General features: G+C 38.5%; 22 protein-coding genes. 8 read left to right on the top strand and 14 right to left on the bottom strand.

The genetic code is table 11. The annotated features are described in order from the left end of the window. Nucleotides 1–126 precede the first annotated feature (126 nt). Entirely contained in the window at nucleotides 127–972 is an 846-nt protein-coding gene (locus AB1279_RS00795) for a lipoate--protein ligase family protein (protein WP_429757512.1), read from the top strand. 32 nt (nucleotides 973–1,004) lie between these two features. Here the strand turns inward: AB1279_RS00795 and pta are convergent, their stop codons facing one another. Further along, nucleotides 1,005–1,976 carry a phosphate acetyltransferase gene (gene pta / locus AB1279_RS00790; RefSeq protein WP_336482117.1) on the bottom strand — a complete coding sequence of 324 codons (972 nt, stop codon included), beginning with the start codon at nucleotides 1,974–1,976 and terminating at the stop codon, nucleotides 1,005–1,007. A 224-nt stretch (nucleotides 1,977–2,200) separates the two neighbouring features. Here pta and hemQ point away from each other — a divergent pair, with 224 nt between their 5' ends. The 3 genes from hemQ (at nucleotide 2,201) to gerQ (ending at nucleotide 4,012) form a co-directional block, all read left to right on the top strand. Further along, the gene (hemQ, locus tag AB1279_RS00785) at nucleotides 2,201–2,944 is read left to right on the top strand and encodes a hydrogen peroxide-dependent heme synthase (RefSeq protein ID WP_336482116.1); all 744 of its coding nucleotides are present in this window, start codon (nucleotides 2,201–2,203) and stop codon (nucleotides 2,942–2,944) included. A gap of 202 nt (nucleotides 2,945–3,146) precedes the next feature. Next, nucleotides 3,147–3,569: a cell wall hydrolase gene (locus AB1279_RS00780; RefSeq protein ID WP_336482115.1), complete on the top strand. Its 423-nt coding sequence runs from the start codon at nucleotides 3,147–3,149 to the stop codon at nucleotides 3,567–3,569. A gap of 26 nt (nucleotides 3,570–3,595) precedes the next feature. Next, on the top strand, nucleotides 3,596–4,012 hold the full coding sequence (gerQ, locus tag AB1279_RS00775; RefSeq protein WP_429752972.1) for a spore coat protein GerQ: 417 nt from the start codon (nucleotides 3,596–3,598) through the stop codon (nucleotides 4,010–4,012). An 87-nt stretch (nucleotides 4,013–4,099) separates the two neighbouring features. Here gerQ and AB1279_RS00770 read toward each other — a convergent pair whose 3' ends face one another. The 3 genes from AB1279_RS00770 to AB1279_RS00760 all read right to left on the bottom strand — a co-directional run bounded on the left by AB1279_RS00770 (nucleotide 4,100) and on the right by AB1279_RS00760 (nucleotide 5,811). Further along, nucleotides 4,100–4,468, bottom strand: a complete 369-nt coding sequence (locus tag AB1279_RS00770) for a DUF423 domain-containing protein (protein ID WP_429752971.1) — start codon at nucleotides 4,466–4,468, stop codon at nucleotides 4,100–4,102. A gap of 62 nt (nucleotides 4,469–4,530) precedes the next feature. Beyond that, nucleotides 4,531–4,812, bottom strand: coding sequence for a YwdI family protein (locus tag AB1279_RS00765; protein ID WP_429757511.1), 282 nt, complete (start codon nucleotides 4,810–4,812; stop codon nucleotides 4,531–4,533). 6 nt (nucleotides 4,813–4,818) lie between these two features. Then, on the bottom strand, nucleotides 4,819–5,811 hold the full coding sequence (locus tag AB1279_RS00760; protein WP_429757510.1) for a potassium channel family protein: 993 nt from the start codon (nucleotides 5,809–5,811) through the stop codon (nucleotides 4,819–4,821). A 96-nt stretch (nucleotides 5,812–5,907) separates the two neighbouring features. On the opposite strand from AB1279_RS00760, the gene AB1279_RS00755 reads away from it, so the two are divergent. The 3 genes from AB1279_RS00755 (at nucleotide 5,908) to AB1279_RS00745 (ending at nucleotide 8,783) form a co-directional block, all read left to right on the top strand. Continuing rightward, entirely contained in the window at nucleotides 5,908–7,191 is a 1,284-nt protein-coding gene (locus tag AB1279_RS00755) for a purine/pyrimidine permease (RefSeq protein WP_429757509.1), read from the top strand. A gap of 237 nt (nucleotides 7,192–7,428) precedes the next feature. Beyond that, the gene (locus AB1279_RS00750) at nucleotides 7,429–8,250 is read left to right on the top strand and encodes a Cof-type HAD-IIB family hydrolase (RefSeq protein WP_429757508.1); all 822 of its coding nucleotides are present in this window, start codon (nucleotides 7,429–7,431) and stop codon (nucleotides 8,248–8,250) included. 233 nt (nucleotides 8,251–8,483) lie between these two features. Next, complete coding sequence (locus AB1279_RS00745; protein WP_429757507.1) at nucleotides 8,484–8,783, top strand: DUF3817 domain-containing protein; 300 nt, start codon at nucleotides 8,484–8,486, stop codon at nucleotides 8,781–8,783. A 69-nt stretch (nucleotides 8,784–8,852) separates the two neighbouring features. On the opposite strand, the gene AB1279_RS00740 is transcribed toward AB1279_RS00745, so the two are convergent. The 5 genes from AB1279_RS00740 to AB1279_RS00720 form a co-directional block, all read right to left on the bottom strand. Next, nucleotides 8,853–9,530 (bottom strand): uracil-DNA glycosylase, encoded by a 678-nt coding sequence (locus tag AB1279_RS00740; RefSeq protein WP_429757506.1) that lies wholly within the window; start codon nucleotides 9,528–9,530, stop codon nucleotides 8,853–8,855. A gap of 18 nt (nucleotides 9,531–9,548) precedes the next feature. Beyond that, nucleotides 9,549–10,541 (bottom strand): ABC transporter permease, encoded by a 993-nt coding sequence (locus AB1279_RS00735; protein ID WP_429757505.1) that lies wholly within the window; start codon nucleotides 10,539–10,541, stop codon nucleotides 9,549–9,551. Beyond that, nucleotides 10,534–11,451 (bottom strand): ABC transporter ATP-binding protein, encoded by a 918-nt coding sequence (locus AB1279_RS00730; protein WP_429757504.1) that lies wholly within the window; start codon nucleotides 11,449–11,451, stop codon nucleotides 10,534–10,536. The genes AB1279_RS00735 and AB1279_RS00730 overlap by 8 nt, the downstream gene beginning before the upstream one ends. Continuing rightward, nucleotides 11,448–12,257: an SGNH/GDSL hydrolase family protein gene (locus AB1279_RS00725; RefSeq protein WP_429757503.1), complete on the bottom strand. Its 810-nt coding sequence runs from the start codon at nucleotides 12,255–12,257 to the stop codon at nucleotides 11,448–11,450. The genes AB1279_RS00730 and AB1279_RS00725 overlap by 4 nt, the downstream gene beginning before the upstream one ends. A gap of 120 nt (nucleotides 12,258–12,377) precedes the next feature. Beyond that, nucleotides 12,378–13,355, bottom strand: a complete 978-nt coding sequence (locus AB1279_RS00720) for a LacI family DNA-binding transcriptional regulator (RefSeq protein ID WP_429757502.1) — start codon at nucleotides 13,353–13,355, stop codon at nucleotides 12,378–12,380. Nucleotides 13,356–13,484: 129 nt separating this feature from the next. On the opposite strand from AB1279_RS00720, the gene AB1279_RS00715 reads away from it, so the two are divergent. Further along, the gene (locus AB1279_RS00715) at nucleotides 13,485–14,105 is read left to right on the top strand and encodes a YczE/YyaS/YitT family protein (RefSeq protein ID WP_429757501.1); all 621 of its coding nucleotides are present in this window, start codon (nucleotides 13,485–13,487) and stop codon (nucleotides 14,103–14,105) included. A gap of 3 nt (nucleotides 14,106–14,108) precedes the next feature. On the opposite strand, the gene thrB is transcribed toward AB1279_RS00715, so the two are convergent. The 5 genes from thrB to AB1279_RS00690 all read right to left on the bottom strand — a co-directional run bounded on the left by thrB (nucleotide 14,109) and on the right by AB1279_RS00690 (nucleotide 19,704). Continuing rightward, nucleotides 14,109–15,032: a homoserine kinase gene (gene thrB, locus AB1279_RS00710; protein WP_429757500.1), complete on the bottom strand. Its 924-nt coding sequence runs from the start codon at nucleotides 15,030–15,032 to the stop codon at nucleotides 14,109–14,111. After that, on the bottom strand, nucleotides 15,029–16,087 hold the full coding sequence (thrC, locus tag AB1279_RS00705) for a threonine synthase (protein WP_429757499.1): 1,059 nt from the start codon (nucleotides 16,085–16,087) through the stop codon (nucleotides 15,029–15,031). Before thrC ends, thrB begins: the two co-directional genes overlap by 4 nt. Beyond that, entirely contained in the window at nucleotides 16,087–17,382 is a 1,296-nt protein-coding gene (locus AB1279_RS00700; protein WP_429757498.1) for a homoserine dehydrogenase, read from the bottom strand. The genes thrC and AB1279_RS00700 overlap by 1 nt, the downstream gene beginning before the upstream one ends. 140 nt (nucleotides 17,383–17,522) lie before the next feature. Beyond that, nucleotides 17,523–18,428, bottom strand: coding sequence for a homoserine O-acetyltransferase MetA (metA, locus tag AB1279_RS00695; protein ID WP_429757497.1), 906 nt, complete (start codon nucleotides 18,426–18,428; stop codon nucleotides 17,523–17,525). Then, a complete protein-coding gene (locus AB1279_RS00690; RefSeq protein ID WP_429757496.1) occupies nucleotides 18,409–19,704 on the bottom strand; it encodes a bifunctional O-acetylhomoserine aminocarboxypropyltransferase/cysteine synthase in 1,296 nt (431 codons plus the stop codon). Before AB1279_RS00690 ends, metA begins: the two co-directional genes overlap by 20 nt. Nucleotides 19,705–19,761: the final 57 nt, after the last annotated feature.

The following is a 19,761-nucleotide window of genomic DNA, read 5'->3' as shown; positions in this document are numbered from 1 at the left end:
TTCTTTTAACTCTAGTTTCTTCACATCATTTTCAATCCCTTCAGGTTCTTTTTGACAACATTCCTCTCTACCCTCTCTTTTTTGCTATAATAAATATTGTCATTTTATAGATAAGGGGTTATTTACATGAGCGATTCTCGTTCGATTTTATCTCAACCAGAGTGGCGCATTGTTGACCAATCAAGCTTAGGTCCACAATTCCACGCACTGCAGTCTTTCGCAATGGATGATACGTTATGTACAACAGTTGGAAACGGTACATCCGCTGCAACAATGCGCTCTTGGGTTCATCACAATACAATTGTTCTTGGCATTCAAGATACACGATTACCTTATTTAAAACAGGGAATTGAATTTTTAAAGAGTAAAGACTTCCATGTTATTGTTCGCAATTCAGGCGGGCTTGCTGTTGTATTAGATGAGGGTGTTCTGAACGTCTCTCTTCTATTCCAAGAAACAGAAAAAGGCATTGATATCGATCTTGGCTATGATACAATGTGGCATTTAATTAAAGAAATGCTAAAAGATTACGATGTTAATATTGAAGCAAAAGAAATCGTCGGCTCTTACTGCCCTGGCAGCTATGATTTAAGCATTGACGATAAAAAGTTTGCTGGTATTTCACAGCGCCGTATTCGTGGAGGCGTTGCTGTACAAATTTATTTATGTGCCACAAATAGCGGTTCAGAACGAGCTGCACTTGTTCGTGATTTTTATAACTTAGCCATTCAAGGAGAGGAAACAAAGTTTACCTATCCTGAAATTATTCCAAGTACAATGGCTTCCCTATCAGAACTACTTGGTAAAGACATTACCGTACAAGATTTGATGATGCGCCTTTTAAAAACATTACAACACTTTACACCACAGTTAACACCGTCGCAGCTTACAATAGACGAGATACCACTATACGAGCATCACTTACAACGTATTATTGATCGAAACAATAAATCACTTGGATTAGAAAACTAAAAAGCCCCGCAAATGCGGGGCTTTTTTCATGATTATAGCGCTTGAGCTGCTGTAATTAAAGCAAGCTTGTACACTTCTTCTTCGTTACAACCACGAGATAAATCATTTACTGGCATGTTTAAGCCTTGTAAGATTGGTCCTACTGCTTCGAAGTTACCTAAACGCTGTGCAATTTTGTAACCAATATTTCCAGCTTCTAAGCTTGGGAATACGAATACATTCGCGTCACCTTTAATAACAGAACCTGGTGCTTTCTTTTCAGCTACAGATGGTACGAATGCAGCGTCAAATTGGAACTCACCGTCTAATGTTAATTCAGGAGCCATTTCTTTCGCGATGCGAGTTGCTTCTACAACTTTTTCTGTTTCTGGAGATTTCGCAGATCCTTTTGTAGAGAAGCTTAACATTGCAACGCGTGGATCAATGCCGAATAATTCAGCTGTTTTTGCACTTTCAATACCAATTTCAGCTAAATCTTGGCTGTTTGGTGCAATGTTGATTGCGCAGTCAGCGAATACGTATTTCTCTTCTTCACGTACCATGATAAATACGCCAGAAGTTTTTGTAACGCCTGGTTTTGTTTTAATAATTTGAAGTGCTGGACGAACTGTATCAGCCGTAGAATGAGCTGCACCGCTTACTAAACCGTGTGCTTTGCCCATGTATACAAGCATTGTACCGAAATAGTTTTCGTCTTTTAGGATTTCACGAGCAGCTTCTTCTGTTGCTTTACCTTTACGGCGTTCAACGAAAGATGCTACCATTGCATCCATTTCTTCATATGTAGCTGGATCGTAAATATCAACGCCTGCTAATGTTAAGTTCATGCTAGCAGCTTTCGCGCTAATTTCTTCTTTATTACCAACTAAGATTGGTTTTACTAATTCTTCTTTTGCTAAACGCTCTGCAGCGCCTAAAATTCTTTCATCAGTTCCTTCAGGAAGTACGATAGAAATGCCTTTACCTTGAACTTTTTCTTTTACTGTTGTAAATAAATCGCTCACCAATAACCCTCCTACAAATTCAAATCCATATTTAAGAATACCGCTTTTTATCTATATTTTAAACTTATTGCTTCTAAAAAATAGGTAAAATGAAAATGATTATATTTTCTTAAAATTCCGCCATGAAATGTGACAATTTTGTGCTCCCAAGATTCCGATACATGCTTTTTCATCTATATATGATATAGTTAACGTGTAAAACTTGATTATTTGAGGTGAACCTAATGAGTGAAGCAGCAAAAACGTTAGATGGTTGGTATTGTTTACACGATTTCCGTTCTATGGACTGGGCGGCTTGGAAAACATTATCTAGTGACGAGCGTCAGCAAGCAATGTTCGAATTTTTAAACATCGTTGAAAAATGGAACAAAACAGAAACTGCAAAACAAGGTAGCCATGCACTGTATACAATCGTTGGGCAAAAGGCTGATATCATGTTCATGATTTTACGTCCAACAATGGAAGAATTAAATGAAATTGAAGCAGAATTCAATAAAACAACATTAGCAGAGTATATGCTTCCTACATACTCTTACGTATCTGTTGTGGAGTTAAGTAACTATCTTCCTGCTGAAGAAGATCCGTACCAAAATCCACAAATTCTTGCGCGTCTATACCCAACATTACCAAAAGCAAATCACGTTTGCTTCTATCCGATGGACAAGCGCCGCCAAGGTGATGATAACTGGTACATGTTACCGATGGAAGAGCGCAAAAAATTAATGTATAGCCACGGCAAAATTGGTCGTCAATATGCAGGAAAAGTACGTCAAATCATTACTGGTTCTGTAGGTTTTGATGATTATGAATGGGGCGTAACATTATTCGCTGATGATGTTCTTCAATTTAAGAAACTTATATACGAAATGCGCTTTGACGAAGTAAGTGCACGTTACGGTGAATTTGGAACATTCTTCGTTGGAAACATTTTACCAAGCGAGAAGGTCGCAAAATTTTTACATGTGTAAGCTAAAAAGGAACGATTTTCGTTCCTTTTTTTATACCCTACTAACACTCTCAGCTGAATAACCTCCTAACAAAACTAAAGATTATCCCTCATCACAAAACATGGCTTAGTTGTCATATCTGCCCTCTTTTTTTCATACGTATGAATTAGTGATTGTTCTACACTTTCTTTCCTCTAGCAGAGTAATAAGAGAGGTGACACAGATGGGTGTTATTGCCTATACAGAAGAACACTTAAAACTACTCGCAAGGTTAATGCGAGCAGAAGCAGAAGGAGAAGGGCCTAAAGGAATGCTTATGGTTGGAAATGTCGGCGTCAATCGCGTAAGAGGGAATTGCTTAGACTTTAAAAAGATTCGAAACCTTCGTCAAATGGTATTTCAAAGTCCTGGTGGATTTGAGGCTACACAAAAAGGTTACTTCTATCAGCGTGCCCGTGAAAGTGATCTCGCCTTAGCAAGGCGTACAGTTCAAGGTGAACGCTTCTGGCCTGCTAATTTTTCTTTATGGTTTTTCCGGCCGGTAGGTGATTGTCCGCCAACTTGGTTTAATCAAGAAAATTCTGGTCGTTTTAAAAACCATTGCTTTTTTCAACCAACTGGTGAAGACTGTCCAAGTGTATATTAGTGAACTGAAAAGAGGAGGGATTTTGTATGGCACAGCAACAAAACCCATACTATGGGGGAGGATTTTATCAACCATCTGGCGGGTATATGCAACCGCAACCTGGGCAGCAAATGCCAACACAGCAAACACAACAAACTGCTCAAGCGCAACTTGCCGCTTCTCAAGGCATGCTTCCACTTGAGCAATCGTATATTGAAAATATCCTTCGTTTAAACAAAGGAAAACCAGCCACTTTTTTCATGACATATGAGCGCGGCAGCACACTTGGTACACAATCCTATACTGGCATCATTGAGGCCGCAGGACGCGATCATATCATTGTAAGTGAACCTAAGTCGGGAAAACGTTATTTACTGCTTATGATCTATCTTGATTATGTAGAATTCCCTGGAGAAATCACCTACTTCCCAGGACAACAACCAGCAACTTATCCTCCAAGATAATAAGAAAAAGCTGGCAAATGCCAGCTTTTGTTTTATTTTTATCCCGCTATTTGCGGGCAGTGTTCCCCCACTGATGGAGGTTTCACTTTATAAACCTTTTACAACCGCAGTTCCTAGTAAAATCCAGCCTACAATAAACGCTACGCCGCCAAGCGGAGTGATTGGTCCAAAAAATTTCATGCCAGTTGTACTTAATGCATATAGGCTTCCGGAAAACAGAATAATACCTGCCACCATACACCAGCCTGCTGCGCTTACAAGAGAAGATTGAATCTTGTCCATTAACAAAGCTACAACAAATAATCCAACTGCATGAAACATTTGATACGTAACACCTGTTTTCCAAACTTCTAACATTTTCGCAGAGATTTTCCCTTCAAGTCCGTGCGCTCCAAATGCACCAAGCGCAACAGATAATGCAGCTGCAATACAACCTAATAAGAAGAAAATTTTCATTGGAATTCCCCTTTTTATTTTTATAATAAAAAATTTTTACACACAATCCAACTATTTAACTTTTAAAAATCAAAAAGAGAGTTTCCGTTTGCATCCTCTTCTTTTATATATACAGGCTCTCCTGAAAATGTAGCAGTTGGTTGAATCGGCATTTGCGGCGATATAACATGCGTTTGTATTTTCGGCTCAACATACGCAGGAGCTTCCGTCTGTTCTTCGAGCAATAAATCGCATAATGCGCGAACGACTAGAAGATGTTCTTTCGTTTTATGTGATTCGCTTCCTTTCGCTTTTGCAATTTCGCTTGCCATTTTATTCAAAATCTTATCACTAGATATTTGCATTCTTTATCACCTCGTGTATTGTAATTCTTTCTCAAATTGCTCCAATTTCTCTACTGGACCAAATACTATTATCATATCACGTTCTGCTAATTTTTCCGCCCCTGTTGGGTTATGAATAATATGTCCATCTCGTAAAATCGCTAAAATCGTAACATCAAAACGATTCCTTATATTTTCTTCCATTAATGTTTTTCCAATTAAGGATGACCCTGCAGCTATTTCAATTTCTTCAATAGCAAAATTCTGGTCCGTTCCATATAACACCGTATCTATATAATGGACAGTGAACGGGTTCGCAATTCCTTTTGCAATATGAATTCCCGCCATACTAGAAGGATTAATGACTTTATTCGCACCAGCGCGGCGTAATTTCTCTTCTGACTCTTGTTTTTCTGCCCGAGCTATAATTTTAATATTCGGGTTTAGGCCTCTTGCGGTTAATGTAATAAACACATTTTCTGCATCACTCGCAACGATTGCCACTAAACCAGCTGCCCTCGTAATACCAGCCTTATGTAACACTTCATCATCTGTCGCATCTCCGTGTACATATAAAAGCTTTTGTTCCGTTAATACGGACTCTTCTCTATCGACAACAATAAAAGGCGTATTTTTTTCCCGTAATTCTTGCACAACTTGCAAGCCAACCCTGCCGCATCCGCACACAATAATATGATCTTTTATTTCTGCAATTTGTTTCTCCATCTGCTTCCTCCGCACCGCCTGAAATAAATTCCCTTCAACAATCATAGCTGCTACTACCCCGATCGCATACGTCACAATACCAACGCCAAGCGGAATAATTAAAAGAGCAAAAATCTTCCCTGCTTTCGTTAATGGAACGGCATCTCCATATCCAACTGTTAATACAGTAATCATTGTCATCCAAAATGCTTGAAACATACTAATCTCTTCTATTATCATAAACCCGATTGTTCCAATAATTACAACGAAACACATACATATAATTGCAATAGTCAATTGTTTACGTGCACTCATGATATTCTTTCATCTCTTTTCTCTATGTTCAATCTTTGCCACAACAAATCAAATACATATATACTAGAAACGGAATACAAGAAAGAGGTCGATAAGATGAAAACATTGCTGTCTGCCTTACAATGGGCATTATTTATTTTAGCCGGTAGTCTTATTGTCCCGATTAGTGTTGCTGCTAGTTACGGACTTGAAGGGGCAGAGGCTATCGCTTTTGTACAACGAACATTATTTGTTCTTGGCTTTGCCGGCATATTACAAGCTGTATTTGGACACCGCTTACCAATTCAAGAGGGGCCTGCTGGACTTTGGTGGGGTATATTTTCGTTATACGCAAGCCTCGGAATTGTGTTATTTGGATCAAGTGGTGAAACACTTCGTGTACTGCAATATTCCTTTTTACTAAGTGGTCTCATTTGTATCCTTCTTAGTGTATTGGGACTTATCGATAAGCTCGTACGCTATTTTACACCAACTGTCGTCGGAACATATTTATTTCTTCTCGTTGCCCAGCTAAGCGGCTCCTTTTTGAAAGGGATGTTTGGTCTTGATGGACAACATAAAGAAATACAAGGAAAAGTACTTCTTCTTTCTCTCATTATTATTTTACTATCATTCTTTATTATGAAGCTACCTGTTCTCGGACAATATTCTGTTTTATGTAGTATCGTAATCGGTTGGGTACTATTTGCTTACTTCGGGCTCTCTAATCCGATTACACCAGTAAATGATATCATCCATCTTCCTTCTATCTTTGTTTTCGGTATGCCACGCGCTGAATGGAATATGGTTATTACTGTTATTTTCGTAACACTACTATTACTTACAAACATGCTTGCAAGTATTCGTGTTGTGCAACAAGTCGTTTCAAAACATGAAGAAACCGCAATGCAAAATCGTTTTAAACAAGCAGGGATTATTACCGGCATCAACCAGATTCTAGGGGGCCTTTTTTCAGCAATTGGGCCTGTTGCTATTTCTGGATCAGCTGGTTTTATTTCAACAACAAATATTTATAAACGATTACCGTTTATTCTAGGTTCAACCTTTATTATTCTTATTAGCTTATTTCCGAAAGTTACATCTTTCTTTGCAGCAATTCCAGTAGCTGTTGGTTATGCAGCTATTTATCCTGTATTTGCAAGCATGATTGGGCTAGCTTTTCGAGAATATGAAACTGTGAAAGATAAAGAGCGCTTATTCAAAGTTTCCGGTCTCGCTCTCTTTACCGGGATTGGTGTCATGTTTATCCCATCAGGATCCTTTTCTTCACTTCCGCCGTTTCTTGCATCCTTTTTAAGCAACGGCCTTGTACTCGGTTCTGTAATGGCCATTATACTAGAAGTTTTATTTTCTCGTTCAACGGGCAAACAAGCATCATAAATCTTAACAAACACCCTTCCTGCCTAGGCTAATTAAATAAATGGACACGAAATGTAAACCAAATTGGCAAACTTCAAGCATTGCAGTCTATTTTAAGTATTGTTACGATAATAGAGACATATACGAGCAGACAAGATTCTTCCTCTCGTATATGGATTCATACGGAATCGATTCCATTTACAAAGAAGTTCGATGCCTTATAATTTATGTTAAGTTCATACAGGAAGGAACATTCAAATGTCTTATAAAATGATTGTACTAGATTTAGATGATACATTACTTCGCGATGACCATACCATTTCACCGCGTACAAAAGAAGCACTGATGAAAGCACAAGAGCGCGGCGTAAAAGTTGTACTAGCTTCTGGCCGTCCAACATTTGCGATGTGGGCGGTTGCAAAAGAACTTAATTTAGAAGAATACGGAAGTTTTATTTTATCGTTTAACGGTGCAAAAATTATTAACTGCAAAACAAATAAAGAATTATTTAGCAGTACGTTATCACCTGAAATCGTTCATAATTTATACAAAACAAGCCAAAACGAGGACGTTTGGATTCATACGTACATCGGCGATGACATTGTGACAGAGGAAAATAATGAATATACAGAAGTTGAAGCTCATATTACGGGTATGCCAATTATTGAAGTTGATAGTTTTGTAGATGCAGTGAAAGAACCTGTTGTAAAAGTATTAATGATGGAAGCACCAGAACGCCTTGTAGAAGTTGAAAAAAAATTACAACAAGAACTGGAAGACCAATTAAGTGTGATGCGCTCAAAGCCATTCTTCTTAGAATTCACAGAAGCTGGCGTAACAAAGGGCACAAGCTTAAACCAACTCATCCAAAAGCTTAGTATTAAACGTGAAGAGGTTATCGCAATGGGCGATAGCTATAATGATCTAGCAATGATTGAATTTGCTGGCCTTGGCGTTGCAATGGGCAATGCACCTGATGACATTAAAGCCATTGCTAATTATGTAACAGACACAAACATGAATGACGGTGTTGCAAAAGTCGTAGAACAATTTGTTTTAAACAGTGAAGTGCTTGTGTAGAGCTGCTTGCTTGTTAAGGATTAGTTGAACGAACCATCTATAAAATCCTGCTGAAGTCAAATATTTCAGCGGGATTTATCTTTTATTTTATCAGCTTGTGAAGATATTTTGAACTTTACACTATTTCCATAGTGTAAAGTTCATTTTGGTTTATAATGGAGCAAAATAGACTATTTTATTCATAAAAAGAATACAAATTTACCATAGACAAGCTTATATAAGGAGGTTATTTTATGTTATCAACACCGATTGGACGTTTGAGAGTTATTGGATTACTTGAAGGAATTTCTTTTCTAATCCTTCTATTCATCGCAATGCCGCTGAAATATTTCGCGAATTTTTCAAAAGCCGTTACTGTAGCAGGTATGGCACATGGTGTCTTGTTTATACTATTCATCTACGCTGTCTTTCAAGTAACCACTATTCATCATAAATCAAAGTCATGGGTATTTGGTGCACTTGTTGCATCTGTTCTTCCATTTGGTACGTTCGTACTAGATGCGAAATTAAAAAAAGAAGAAGAAAATAAATAAAAAGCAGATCACTACAAATGTAGTGATCTGCTTTTGCACGTATAGATACCTAAATGAAAGAACTCTTATTTAGATATTTGGAATTTGCCAATTAGTCTCCTGCTCTCCTTTTTCTACTAAGAAGTTGTTTATTTTCGAAAATGGTTTGCTGCCAAAGAACCCTCGGCGTGCTGATAATGGGCTTGGATGAACGGATTCGATAATATAATGATTTGGATTTGTAATGAGCTTTTTCTTTGCCTGAGCAGGTCGTCCCCATAACACAAAGATAACTGGCTTTTCCCGTTCATTTAACAACTCAATAATCCGATCCGTGAAAATTTCCCATCCCTTTCCTTTGTGAGAATTGGCTTCTCCTTGACGTACAGTTAATACAGTATTTAGTAAAAGCACACCTTGTTCTGCCCATTTTACTAAATAGCCGTTATTCGGTATTGGGTAACCTAGATCATCCTGTAGCTCTTTGTACATATTTTGCAGTGACGGCGGCGTGCGTACGCCAGGTTGCACTGAAAAACTTAAACCGTGTGCTTGATTTGGCCCATGATATGGATCTTGTCCTAAAATAAGTACCTTCGTATCTTGATAGCTTGTATAATGCAAAGCATTAAAAATATCTTCCTGCTTCGGATACACAACATGTGTATGATATTCTTCTTTTAAAAATGATTGTAATTGTTGATAGTATGGTTTCTCAAATTCAGGTGCCAGTAAGGGTGCCCAATCATTCTTCAGCATTTGTTCCATTCTTTCACTTCCTATCGATTAATTGACCATATCTTGTTTTGTAAATACCGCAAAAGCAATAATAAGCGATACAACTGCCCATATTGTTAGATTAAGTAATGAAAAACTCATTGATAATCCCTGCAACGCGGGGAGCTGTCCTGATAAATAATCTGTTAATGATAAATTAACACTAAAAATATATTTTGCACCTTCCCAAGATGTTGCAAAATTATTTAAGATACCTCCAGCAATTAACGCTGCCAGCATAACCCCCATGCCAGCTGGTGTATTGCGAATCAGTACGGAAACCATAAATGAGATTGTGCCGACGACAACCGCAACAAACCAAGCAAGCCCGTAAGCCATAATAATATATTGCCACTGCGGAATAAGATGAACAAAGTTTGTGTTTAACGTATCCTTTTCAGTTACAAACCCTGTCAGCATTGGTAGGTTCCACCCCGAATAACCAAATACAATTCCTGATATTACGTAAGAAAGAATACCAACAAGCAATAAAATGAGCGAAATAAACAGCACCATCGTTACGTATTTACTTAAAAGAATTTTCCAGCGCCGAATTGGCCGAGTAAGGAGCATTTTCATCGTTCCGTCACTTCGCTCTCCCGATACGATATCAATTGCTATAATCATGACGAGAAGCGGAATAAATAATGTAATTCCTTGTTCAATAAACGCGCGTACAAATGTCGGTGCTCCTGGCGAGCTTGGATTAATATTATGCTCCAAATAATATTGCTGCTGTTCCACTCTTACCTTTAACCACGCTTTCCATTCTTCGGGAAGACGCGAATTATTTAAACGATTTTGTGAATCAACAATTTGCTGTTGCAATGATACTTTCCAATCACTTGTACCAAGACGTTTTATGGTCGTCTGTACTTCCCGATACTGTGCATAAACAAAAATTGGAATTAAAATTGCCAAAATGAGCATGACTACTACAATACGTTTCTTTCGATATATTTTCTCCGCCTCATTATAGACGAGGTTCGCAAATTCACGCATGCTGCTCCCCCTTTGTCAGTTCCATAAATAAATCTTCCAATGTAAATACAATTTCTTTTACACTATGAACGTCTACATCATGTTCTACTAATTTTTTATTATAAAAGCTTACACGTTCTTGATTCATACGGCATAATAATCGCCCTTCTTCTACTACAAGTTCTGTCACTTCATCAGATTCTTCAAGCAATGCCTTGGCTTTTTCAAGCGGTGTCACAACCCATTCCATGCGGCCACTCGCTTGCTTCACTAATTCTTCAACCCTTGCTACCGTAATCACTTTTCCTTTATTAATAATCGCAACGCGGTCACAAATCATTTGCACTTCACTTAACAAATGGCTAGAGATAAATACACTAATGTTTTCCTCTTTCACAAGCGTATGCACAAATTCACGAAGTTCTCGAATACCAGCCGGATCAAGTCCGTTTGTCGGTTCATCTAATATAAGTAGTTTCGGGTTCCCAAGAAGGGCCTGCGCAATCCCAAGGCGTTGCTTCATTCCAAGTGAATATGTTTTCACCTTATCATGAATGCGTTCATCAAGATGTACCATTTTTGCAATTTCTATAATACGCCCATCAGAAATCCCGCCTAGCATGCGAGCAAATTGCTTTAAATTTTCAAAGCCAGTCAAATATGTATACAGTTCTGGATTTTCAACAATACTTCCAATTTGCCTCATTGCTCCGCGAAAATTTTCTTTTATATCATAACCACCGATTGAAATTGTTCCCTCTGTTGCTTGAATAAGACCGACAAGCATACGAATCGTTGTTGTTTTCCCCGCTCCGTTCGGTCCCAAAAAACCAAATACTTCTCCTTGCTGTATATCAAACGACACATTTTCAACAAGCGTTTTTTTCTTGATTACTTTTTTTAAATTTCGTACAGACAACACTATCGTCATTTCTCTTCACCCCCAGCAAGCTTTAATTGACTCACAACATTTTGTAATAAACGATCTGCTATGAATGTATAGCCTGTTTCATTCGGGTGAAAGTGATCAGAATATAATAAATCCTTACCGCGATTTTGGAACATATCAAATGTCGGGACAACATATACGTTTTGATAATTGAGTGCAATTTTTTCTAATGACGCATTCCAATCAACAACAATCGAAGACGAGCCTTTTAAATCTTCCACATCTTCAAATGGATTATACAAACCAATCCAGAAAATTGGGCTGTTTGGATTTAACTGTCGCAGCTTGGATAAAATTTGCTTAGCATTATTTTGAAATGTTACTGTATCAGGATGATATGTAGTTAAATCAAGATTCCCAAGCGATTCCCATCCCGGAAATAAGTCGTTTCCTCCAATTGTCAGAACAAGCACATCAGCTTGCTTAATTGCATACTCGGCACCACCGCTTTCCATTTGTTTCAGTAAATCAGGCATTTTCGCTCCACTCACCGCTAAGTTTGTAAGCGCCACCTTTTGTTTGTATTTTGTTTGCAATTCATTCTTCATACGTCCAATATATCCAATACCTTCTTTATCTCCAACACCGCGCGTTAAAGAATCCCCTAAACTAACAATTTGTAACGTTCCTTTTTGTTGTTTCCCTTTTGCTTCTTTTTGCACGGCCGGAGTTAACTTAGAAGCTTTCGGATTTAGAACATCATTTGCACCGACAATAAAGCCGTAAGCAAATAAACAAAAAGATGCAAGTGTAACGAATAAAATAGCTTTCACAAATTTCTGTCTCATGCTAAAACCCCTTATCCCCTTATAGATTGACCATATTATACCAAACGAAAATTCGAAAAGCGATTTTCATCAGCCTACGAAAAAAGCACAATCACTTTAATGAAGATTGTGCTTTACTCCTTATGTTGTCAGTCTTTCCGTTAATTTCGCAAATAACTCAATTCTTTTTCCTTCTTTTTCTCTACTCGCAATTTGGTCATGCAAAATTGTAAATGCACCTGCACCAACCTCCACACTCGAATGAGCAATTGTTGTAATATCTAGTATCTCTGCAACTTGCTGATCATCACAACCAATAATCGTGATATCACCTGGAATAGAAAGGCCGCTTTTTTTGGCGGCTGTTACAATACCCGCTGCAATATGATTACAAGATACGAGAAGGGCTGTTGGACGCTCTTTCATATGAAGCAGTGATTGAACAACACGTGTCCCGTCCTCTATTGTAAAGCAGTCTACAAACTCCCACTCTTCTTTCGGCCTAACATGAACAGAGGATAAAGCGTCCCGGTACGCCTGTTTTCGATTTTGACTGTTGAAGCTATTACTTCGTCCAACGCAATAACCAATTCGTGTATGTCCCTTTTCTATTAAATATTCCATTCCTAGTGCAAACGTTTTGTAATGATCAATATGAATACTAGAAATTGTGCTTGATGCTGTATCTTCACACGTCACAATTGGACCAAATTTTGTGTACTTTTCAATCTCCTGACAGGCATTGATTTTCGAACATATAATGACTCCGTCTAATTTTTTCATCTTTAACATATTCAAAATCTCTATTTCTTTATCCGCGCTATAACCCGTTTGGCAGAGCATCATATTGTAATTATGTTTTGCAGCCTCTCTTGAAATACCTTCTATAATTGCACTGTAATATTGATTATTTACAAATGGAAGAAGCACACCAATAACATTCGTTTTTCCTCGTACTAAATGAATCGCATTCGAATTTTGCGTATAATTTAACTTTTCGATAATTGCTAATATCTCTTTTCGTTTTTGTTCATTTACATACGGATGATTATTTAAAACACGAGAAACAGTAGAAATCGAGACCCCCGCCATTTCTGCGATTTTTTTTATATTTGGCATCATACTCTCTCCCTTCCCACTACATATTAACGCATACAAAAAATTTTATAAATGGCTCCTTGACCTGGTAAGCTTTCCACATTATACCCTGTGATAGCAGACTAAATAAGAAAGGATTTATATTTTATTATGATTTTAAAATTAGAGCACATATTTTTCATAGGTGGATTACTATTACTTTCTCTAGGTATCAATATGATGACAACGATTACTTCATTTGGTCTTAGTCCGTATGATTCCCTTTTCATTGCCTTATATCAAAATTTTGGTTTAAGCATCGGCTCTTGGATGTTTATTATTAATTTCATCTTTACCCTTATCGTACTGTCTATGAACCGAAAGCGCATTACAATTGGTACAATCGTGACGATGGTGCTAATCTCCGTTTTTGTTGATATGATTGGCTCAGTTGCATTTATAATGGATGGCATTCGAGCTCTTCCGAAGTATATAACACTTATATGTGGAAATTTATTTGTTGGATCAGGTATCGGTATCTATGTTTCATCACAGCTTGGCACTGCGCCGCAAGAAGCATTTGTTTTAACAATCTCTGAAAAAACAAAGTGGTCCTTTCGAAAAACAGAAATTTCTCTAGCTTGTCTATTTTTAGTTGGTAGTTTCATGCTACATGGACCCATTTATTTCGGTACCATTATTCTATCTTTTACAACAGGCTGGATCATTCAAGCATTTATTCAAATCGGCTCAAAGGTATTACAAAGTTATCGTACGCAAGAAGCCCATTGAAAGTTATATACTTTCAATGGGCTTTTGTTGTTCATGTATAATATGAACCCCTTCGTTGACAACTTGAAGCGTTTCTACCACGCAATGACTAAAAATAGATTGCAGCCATACCTTCACTTCATCAGCACTTCCTTTTTTTACATAACAAAGCACAGTTGGCCCGGCACCGCTTAAAGAAACACCATATACATTCTCATGCTCTAATTCATGAAGTTTTTGTAATTCAGGAACGAGCTGCTTACGGTGAGGTTCATGAAACACATCCCGTTTCATCATTTCCCCAGCAAGCACCCAATCCTCTTTACATAAAGCAGCTACAAGCACATTGGCAACACCGCTGCCGCGAATACCGTCCATATATAACAACCTACTCGGAAGCACATCTCTTGCATGAACTGTTTTTAGTTCATATGAAGGAATAACTGCAACAAGTTCTATGTCATGAATGGGTTGTGAAACAAATGAAATATCTTTTCCATCATATGTTCCTACTATAAGTCCACCATATAATGCCGCTCCAACATTATCGATATGTCCTTCTATTTCCGTTGCAATTAATAACTTTTCTCTTCTAGATAAATGCAATTCACAGAGCTGATCGGCAAGTTCAATTCCGGCAATAATTGCCGAGGCACTGCTTCCAAGTCCCCTTGCTAATGGAATATCACTATCGAGATAGAGACTACAATATGGAAGCTCCTTATTATAACGAGCGGCTATTCCCCTAGCAGTCTCAATCAGTAAATTATTCTCATCTTCTGGAACACCTTGAAGAAGTGGTGTTTTCGCCTTGCACTCCCATCTGTAATGCGAAAATACATCTACCGTTAAATACTTACTTACCGCAAGACCAATTGAATCAAAGCCTGGTCCAAGATTTGCTGTACTGGCAGGCACACGAATTGTAAACAGGGGAGCCGCCTTCATCGCAGGACAGCTCCTTGAATGTGTTCAAATACAACTTTTTCATCATTTGGCAAAACAAGCGGCTGAATTTTTTTTGTATCAATTGCAATGTTAGGATCTTTTAAACCATTTCCTGTTAAAACAGCGACGATTTTACTTCCTTTTGTTATTTCTCCTGTTTGTACTTGCTTATAAATACCAGCAAGCGACGCACAAGAAGCAGGCTCTGCAAAAATTCCTTCATACTTGGCAAGCCATTCATAAGCCTGAAGAATTTCTGCATCTGTTACCTCATCAATTTTTCCATTTGAATCATGGGCAGCAGTAACGGCTTTATCCCAGCTTGCAGGGTTACCGATGCGTATTGCAGTGGCAACTGTCTCAGGATCTTCAATTTTATATCCGCGTACAATCGCCGCTGCTCCTTCCGCTTCAAAACCGCGCATTTCCGGTAAACCTGTACCATGCTTTTCGTTATACTCCGTAAACCCTTTCCAGTATGCTGTAATATTGCCCGCATTCCCAACTGGAATGGCTAAAATATCAGGCGCTTTTCCGAGTGCATCACAAATTTCAAATGCTGCTGTTTTTTGCCCTTCAATACGATACGGATTCACTGAATTTACAAGTGTAATGGGCGATGAATCACTTAACTTCCGCACCATTTGCAAAGCATGATCAAAATTCCCGTCAATACTAATAATCTCAGCTCCGTACATGACTGCCTGAGCTAACTTACCATATGCAATTTTTCCGTTCGGAATCATAACAATGCAAGATAAACCTGCGCGCGCTGCATAAGCAGCCGCAGACGCAGATGTATTTCCTGTTGAAGCGCAAATAACTGTTTTGCTGCCAGCTTCTTTTGCCTTTGCTACCGCCATAACCATCCCGCGGTCTTTAAAGGAGCCTGTCGGGTTTGCTCCTTCTACTTTCGCATAAACAGAAACACCCCATTTTTCTGAAAGGTTTTCTAATAAAATAAGTGGTGTATTTCCTTCTGATAACGAAAGCGCCGGCGTCTGATCAGTAATCGGTAAATATTCTTTATAAGCAGCAAGTAGTCCGTTCCACATTAGCGAGCATCTCCTTCAATACGGTAATTCGCTTTTACGCAATCCACTTCTTCGTACGTTTCTAACGTTTCTAAAATATACGCATAGTCTGCAAGGGATGCGCGATGGGTAACGATGACAATCTCAGCTGCCCCTTTCTCTTGTAATGGCATTTGAATAATCTTTTCGAAGCTTACACCGCGTTCAGAGAACAGAGATGTAATTTTGGCAAACACACCTACCTCATCTTTTACATGAAGGCGTAGAAACTTCTTCACATAAATTTCATCTTCCTCTTTTAACACTTTCTCATATTGCGGAGTTACAGCACTATTTCCCGTTACACCAAGACGTACATTTTTCATAACCGCAACTAAGTCAGATACAACAGCTGTTGCTGTTGGTAAACTTCCTGCACCTGGTCCGTAAAACATTGTTTCTCCTACCGCTTCGCCATATACATATACCGCATTGTATTCATTTTGAACAGCCGCAAGCGGGTGCGCATTTGGCAGCAGTGTTGGTTCTACTGTCACCTCTAACTTTTCGCCATCACGCTTCGCTACGCCGATTAATTTAATTGTATAACCTAAGCTCTTACTATATGTAATATCCTCTTCCGTAATGGATGTAATCCCTTTTACAGTCACATCATGAAGTTCTACATTTGTAGAAAAGCCCAGTGTTGCTAAGATCGTCATCTTTCGTGCCGCATCTAACCCTTCAACGTCTGATGTTGGATCTGCCTCTGCAAATCCAAGTTGCTGCGCTTCATTTAACACGTCTTCGTATGCTCTCCCTTCTTCAGACATTTTTGTCAAAATAAAATTCGTTGTCCCGTTCACAATTCCCATCATTTTCGTAATTCGATCAGAAGAAAGACCTTCCACAATGCTTCGCAAAATCGGAATACCGCCTGCTACACTTGCTTCATAAAACAAATCAGCTTGATTTTCTTTTGCCACAGTAAGAAGTTCTGCACCGTGAAGTGCCATTAAATCTTTATTTGCTGTTACAACGTGCTTTCCGTTTTGCAGCGATTGTAAAATATATGCTTTCGTATCTTCTATACCGCCCATCACCTCAATCACAACGTCAACATCTGGATTATTTATAATATCATCTGGATTTTTCGTTAATAATGTAGGGGTTACTTGGACCTCACGTTCTTTTTCTATGTTTTGTACTAACACTTTTGTTACTTTGACAGGACAACCAATTTGATGCGCTAAACGATCTTGATGATCTTCAATAATGCGCACCACACCGCTTCCTACAGTTCCAAGACCTAATAAGCCAACTCGAATTTCGTTCATAATACTGTCCACCCCTCTAAAAATTGTATTTAGGTGCCATTATATAAGGTAAAATTCAAAAAAACAATATATTTGGAACATTCCGAATAATAAAGGTTGCTCCTTACGAAGAAAACGCTACCAAGTGTTATATGGCTTCTTTACAAAATATAAGGGGTTTCTTGATACACATAGTAATTCAACCAATTTGAAAATAGTAAGTTCCCATGGCTACGCCACTTTACCACCGGTTTTTCCAATGGATTGTCATCTTTAAAATAGTTTTTTGGAATAGCAATATCGAGCCCTTTTTGTTGATCTCGCTCATATTCTTGCTTTAACGTCTCGCAGCTGTATTCGCTATGACCAAGAACAAAAATATGCTTTCCATCTTTATTCATAACAAGATGAACACCAGCTTCTTCAGATATCGCTAACATATCGAGTTCCTGTACTTTTTGGATATCAGATGCACGGACTTCCGTATGACGAGAATGCGGCGCAAAAAAGCTTTCATCAAAACCGCGTAACAGTTTCACATTCTCCTGCTGCACTTCATGCTCAAACACACCAAACATCTTTTGCTGAAGCGGATATTTTGGAACACCGTAGTGATAATACAACCCTGCTTGTGCTCCCCAACAAATGTGAAGCGTCGATGTAACATGCTTCTCCGAATAGTCCATAATTCGATTCAATTCTTCCCAATAATCCACCTCTTCAAAAGGAAGTGTTTCAACCGGAGCACCAGTAATGATTAACCCGTCAAATTTTTCCCCTTCAATATCTCGAAATGTTTTATAGAAACTTGTTAAATGCTCCTGTGCCACATTTCTTGATGTATGAGATTCCATATGAAGTAAATGTACATCGAGCTGAAGCGGCGTATTTCCAATTAAACGAAGCAACTGCGTTTCAGTTTCTTGCTTTGTTGGCATCAAATTTAAAATAGCAATCTTCAAAGCACGGATATCTTGTGTTTCTGCTCGTTCTTTCGTCATTACGAAAATATTTTCATTTTGTAATACTTTACGAGCGGGTAAATCTTTAGCAATGATGATCGGCATACTGTTTTCCTCCAGAAAGGGCTTCTGCTAAATCAACAATAATATCCGCCGCATCTTCAATACCAACAGATAACCGAATTAAATCAGGCGTTACACCTGCCAGACGCTGCTGCTCTTCACTAAGCTGACGATGCGTTGTACTTGCAGGATGAATCACACAAGTTCTTGCATCTGCAACATGCGTCACCAATGCTGCGAGCTTCACATTTGCAATAAATTGCTTAGCAGATTCAATACCTCCCTTTACTCCAAACGTTAAAACACCGCTCGCGCCTTTCGGTAAATATTTTTGTGCTAATGCATAATTTTCATTATCTTTAAGTCCTGGGTAATTGACCCACTCAACGCGTTCATGCTGCGATAACCACTGTGCAACAGCTAGTGCATTTTGACTATGACGCTCCATACGAAGATGCAACGTTTCTAAGCCAATATTACTTACATACGCATTGAATGGACTCATACAATTTCCATAATCTCTTAATAACTGTACACGAGCTTTCACAATGTATGCCGCTTGCCCGAACCTTTCCACATAACTCACACCATGATAACTTGGATCTGGTTCAACAAATTCAGGAAATTTACTCCAATCGAAATTACCGCCATCAATGACAATACCGCCAAGTGAGCTTGCATGACCATCAATATATTTCGTTGTAGAATGAACGACAATGTTTGCACCATGTTCAAAAGCATGACATAAATACGGCGTCGCTAACGTATTGTCGACGATAAATGGCACCTCAAGCTCTTTTGCCGCATCAGAAAACTCTTTAAAATTAAGAACATTCATCGCTGGATTTCCAAGCGATTCTGCATACACAAGCTTTGTTTTCTCATTTGCGAGGGCAACAATTTCATCAGCAGTTAAGTTTGGATTAAAGAAAGTAACCTCAATGCCAAGTTTCCGCAGACTAACTGCAAATAAGTTAAACGTACCGCCGTATACTGTTGATGAGCAAAGCAGGTGATCGCCGCTGCCGCAAATATTTAATATCGCTAACATAATTGCTGCTTGCCCTGATGCAGTTGCAACCGCACCGACGCCGCCTTCTAACTCTGTCAGTTTCTGCTCAAATGCTGCAAGCGTTGGGTTACCAATACGAGTATAAATATAACCTTCTGCCTCTAAATTAAAGAGAGCTGCTAAATCATCAGATGTATCATATTTATACGTCGTGCTTTGATAAAGTGGTAAAACACGCGGTTCACCATTTTTCGGCGTATAGCCGCCTTGAACACAAATTGTTCCTTTTCCCCTTGTATCGCTCATCTCTCAATCCCCTTTCTTAACATAAAAAAACTGCTTCTTTCCTAAATAAGAAAGAAG

Source organism: Bacillus sp. S14(2024), assembly GCF_050473785.1.
Classification (GTDB): domain Bacteria; phylum Bacillota; class Bacilli; order Bacillales; family Bacillaceae_G; genus Bacillus_A; species Bacillus_A yunxiaonensis.
Note: the sequence above shows the minus strand (reverse complement) of the source record. Positions and strands in the feature narration are given on the sequence as shown.

Coding starts and splice junctions, on each gene's coding strand:
- AB1279_RS00795 (WP_429757512.1), top strand. CDS start 127: ATGAGCGATTCTCGTTCGATTTTATCTCAACCAGAGTGGCGCATTGTT.
- hemQ (WP_336482116.1), top strand. CDS start 2,201: ATGAGTGAAGCAGCAAAAACGTTAGATGGTTGGTATTGTTTACACGAT.
- AB1279_RS00780 (WP_336482115.1), top strand. CDS start 3,147: ATGGGTGTTATTGCCTATACAGAAGAACACTTAAAACTACTCGCAAGG.
- gerQ (WP_429752972.1), top strand. CDS start 3,596: ATGGCACAGCAACAAAACCCATACTATGGGGGAGGATTTTATCAACCA.
- AB1279_RS00770 (WP_429752971.1), bottom strand. CDS start 4,468: ATGAAAATTTTCTTCTTATTAGGTTGTATTGCAGCTGCATTATCTGTT.
- AB1279_RS00765 (WP_429757511.1), bottom strand. CDS start 4,812: ATGCAAATATCTAGTGATAAGATTTTGAATAAAATGGCAAGCGAAATT.
- AB1279_RS00760 (WP_429757510.1), bottom strand. CDS start 5,811: ATGAGTGCACGTAAACAATTGACTATTGCAATTATATGTATGTGTTTC.
- AB1279_RS00755 (WP_429757509.1), top strand. CDS start 5,908: ATGAAAACATTGCTGTCTGCCTTACAATGGGCATTATTTATTTTAGCC.
- AB1279_RS00750 (WP_429757508.1), top strand. CDS start 7,429: ATGTCTTATAAAATGATTGTACTAGATTTAGATGATACATTACTTCGC.
- AB1279_RS00745 (WP_429757507.1), top strand. CDS start 8,484: ATGTTATCAACACCGATTGGACGTTTGAGAGTTATTGGATTACTTGAA.
- AB1279_RS00740 (WP_429757506.1), bottom strand. CDS start 9,530: ATGGAACAAATGCTGAAGAATGATTGGGCACCCTTACTGGCACCTGAA.
- AB1279_RS00735 (WP_429757505.1), bottom strand. CDS start 10,541: ATGCGTGAATTTGCGAACCTCGTCTATAATGAGGCGGAGAAAATATAT.
- AB1279_RS00730 (WP_429757504.1), bottom strand. CDS start 11,451: ATGACGATAGTGTTGTCTGTACGAAATTTAAAAAAAGTAATCAAGAAA.
- AB1279_RS00725 (WP_429757503.1), bottom strand. CDS start 12,257: ATGAGACAGAAATTTGTGAAAGCTATTTTATTCGTTACACTTGCATCT.
- AB1279_RS00720 (WP_429757502.1), bottom strand. CDS start 13,355: ATGCCAAATATAAAAAAAATCGCAGAAATGGCGGGGGTCTCGATTTCT.
- AB1279_RS00715 (WP_429757501.1), top strand. CDS start 13,485: ATGATTTTAAAATTAGAGCACATATTTTTCATAGGTGGATTACTATTA.
- thrB (WP_429757500.1), bottom strand. CDS start 15,032: ATGAAGGCGGCTCCCCTGTTTACAATTCGTGTGCCTGCCAGTACAGCA.
- thrC (WP_429757499.1), bottom strand. CDS start 16,087: ATGTGGAACGGACTACTTGCTGCTTATAAAGAATATTTACCGATTACT.
- AB1279_RS00700 (WP_429757498.1), bottom strand. CDS start 17,382: ATGAACGAAATTCGAGTTGGCTTATTAGGTCTTGGAACTGTAGGAAGC.
- metA (WP_429757497.1), bottom strand. CDS start 18,428: ATGCCGATCATCATTGCTAAAGATTTACCCGCTCGTAAAGTATTACAA.
- AB1279_RS00690 (WP_429757496.1), bottom strand. CDS start 19,704: ATGAGCGATACAAGGGGAAAAGGAACAATTTGTGTTCAAGGCGGCTAT.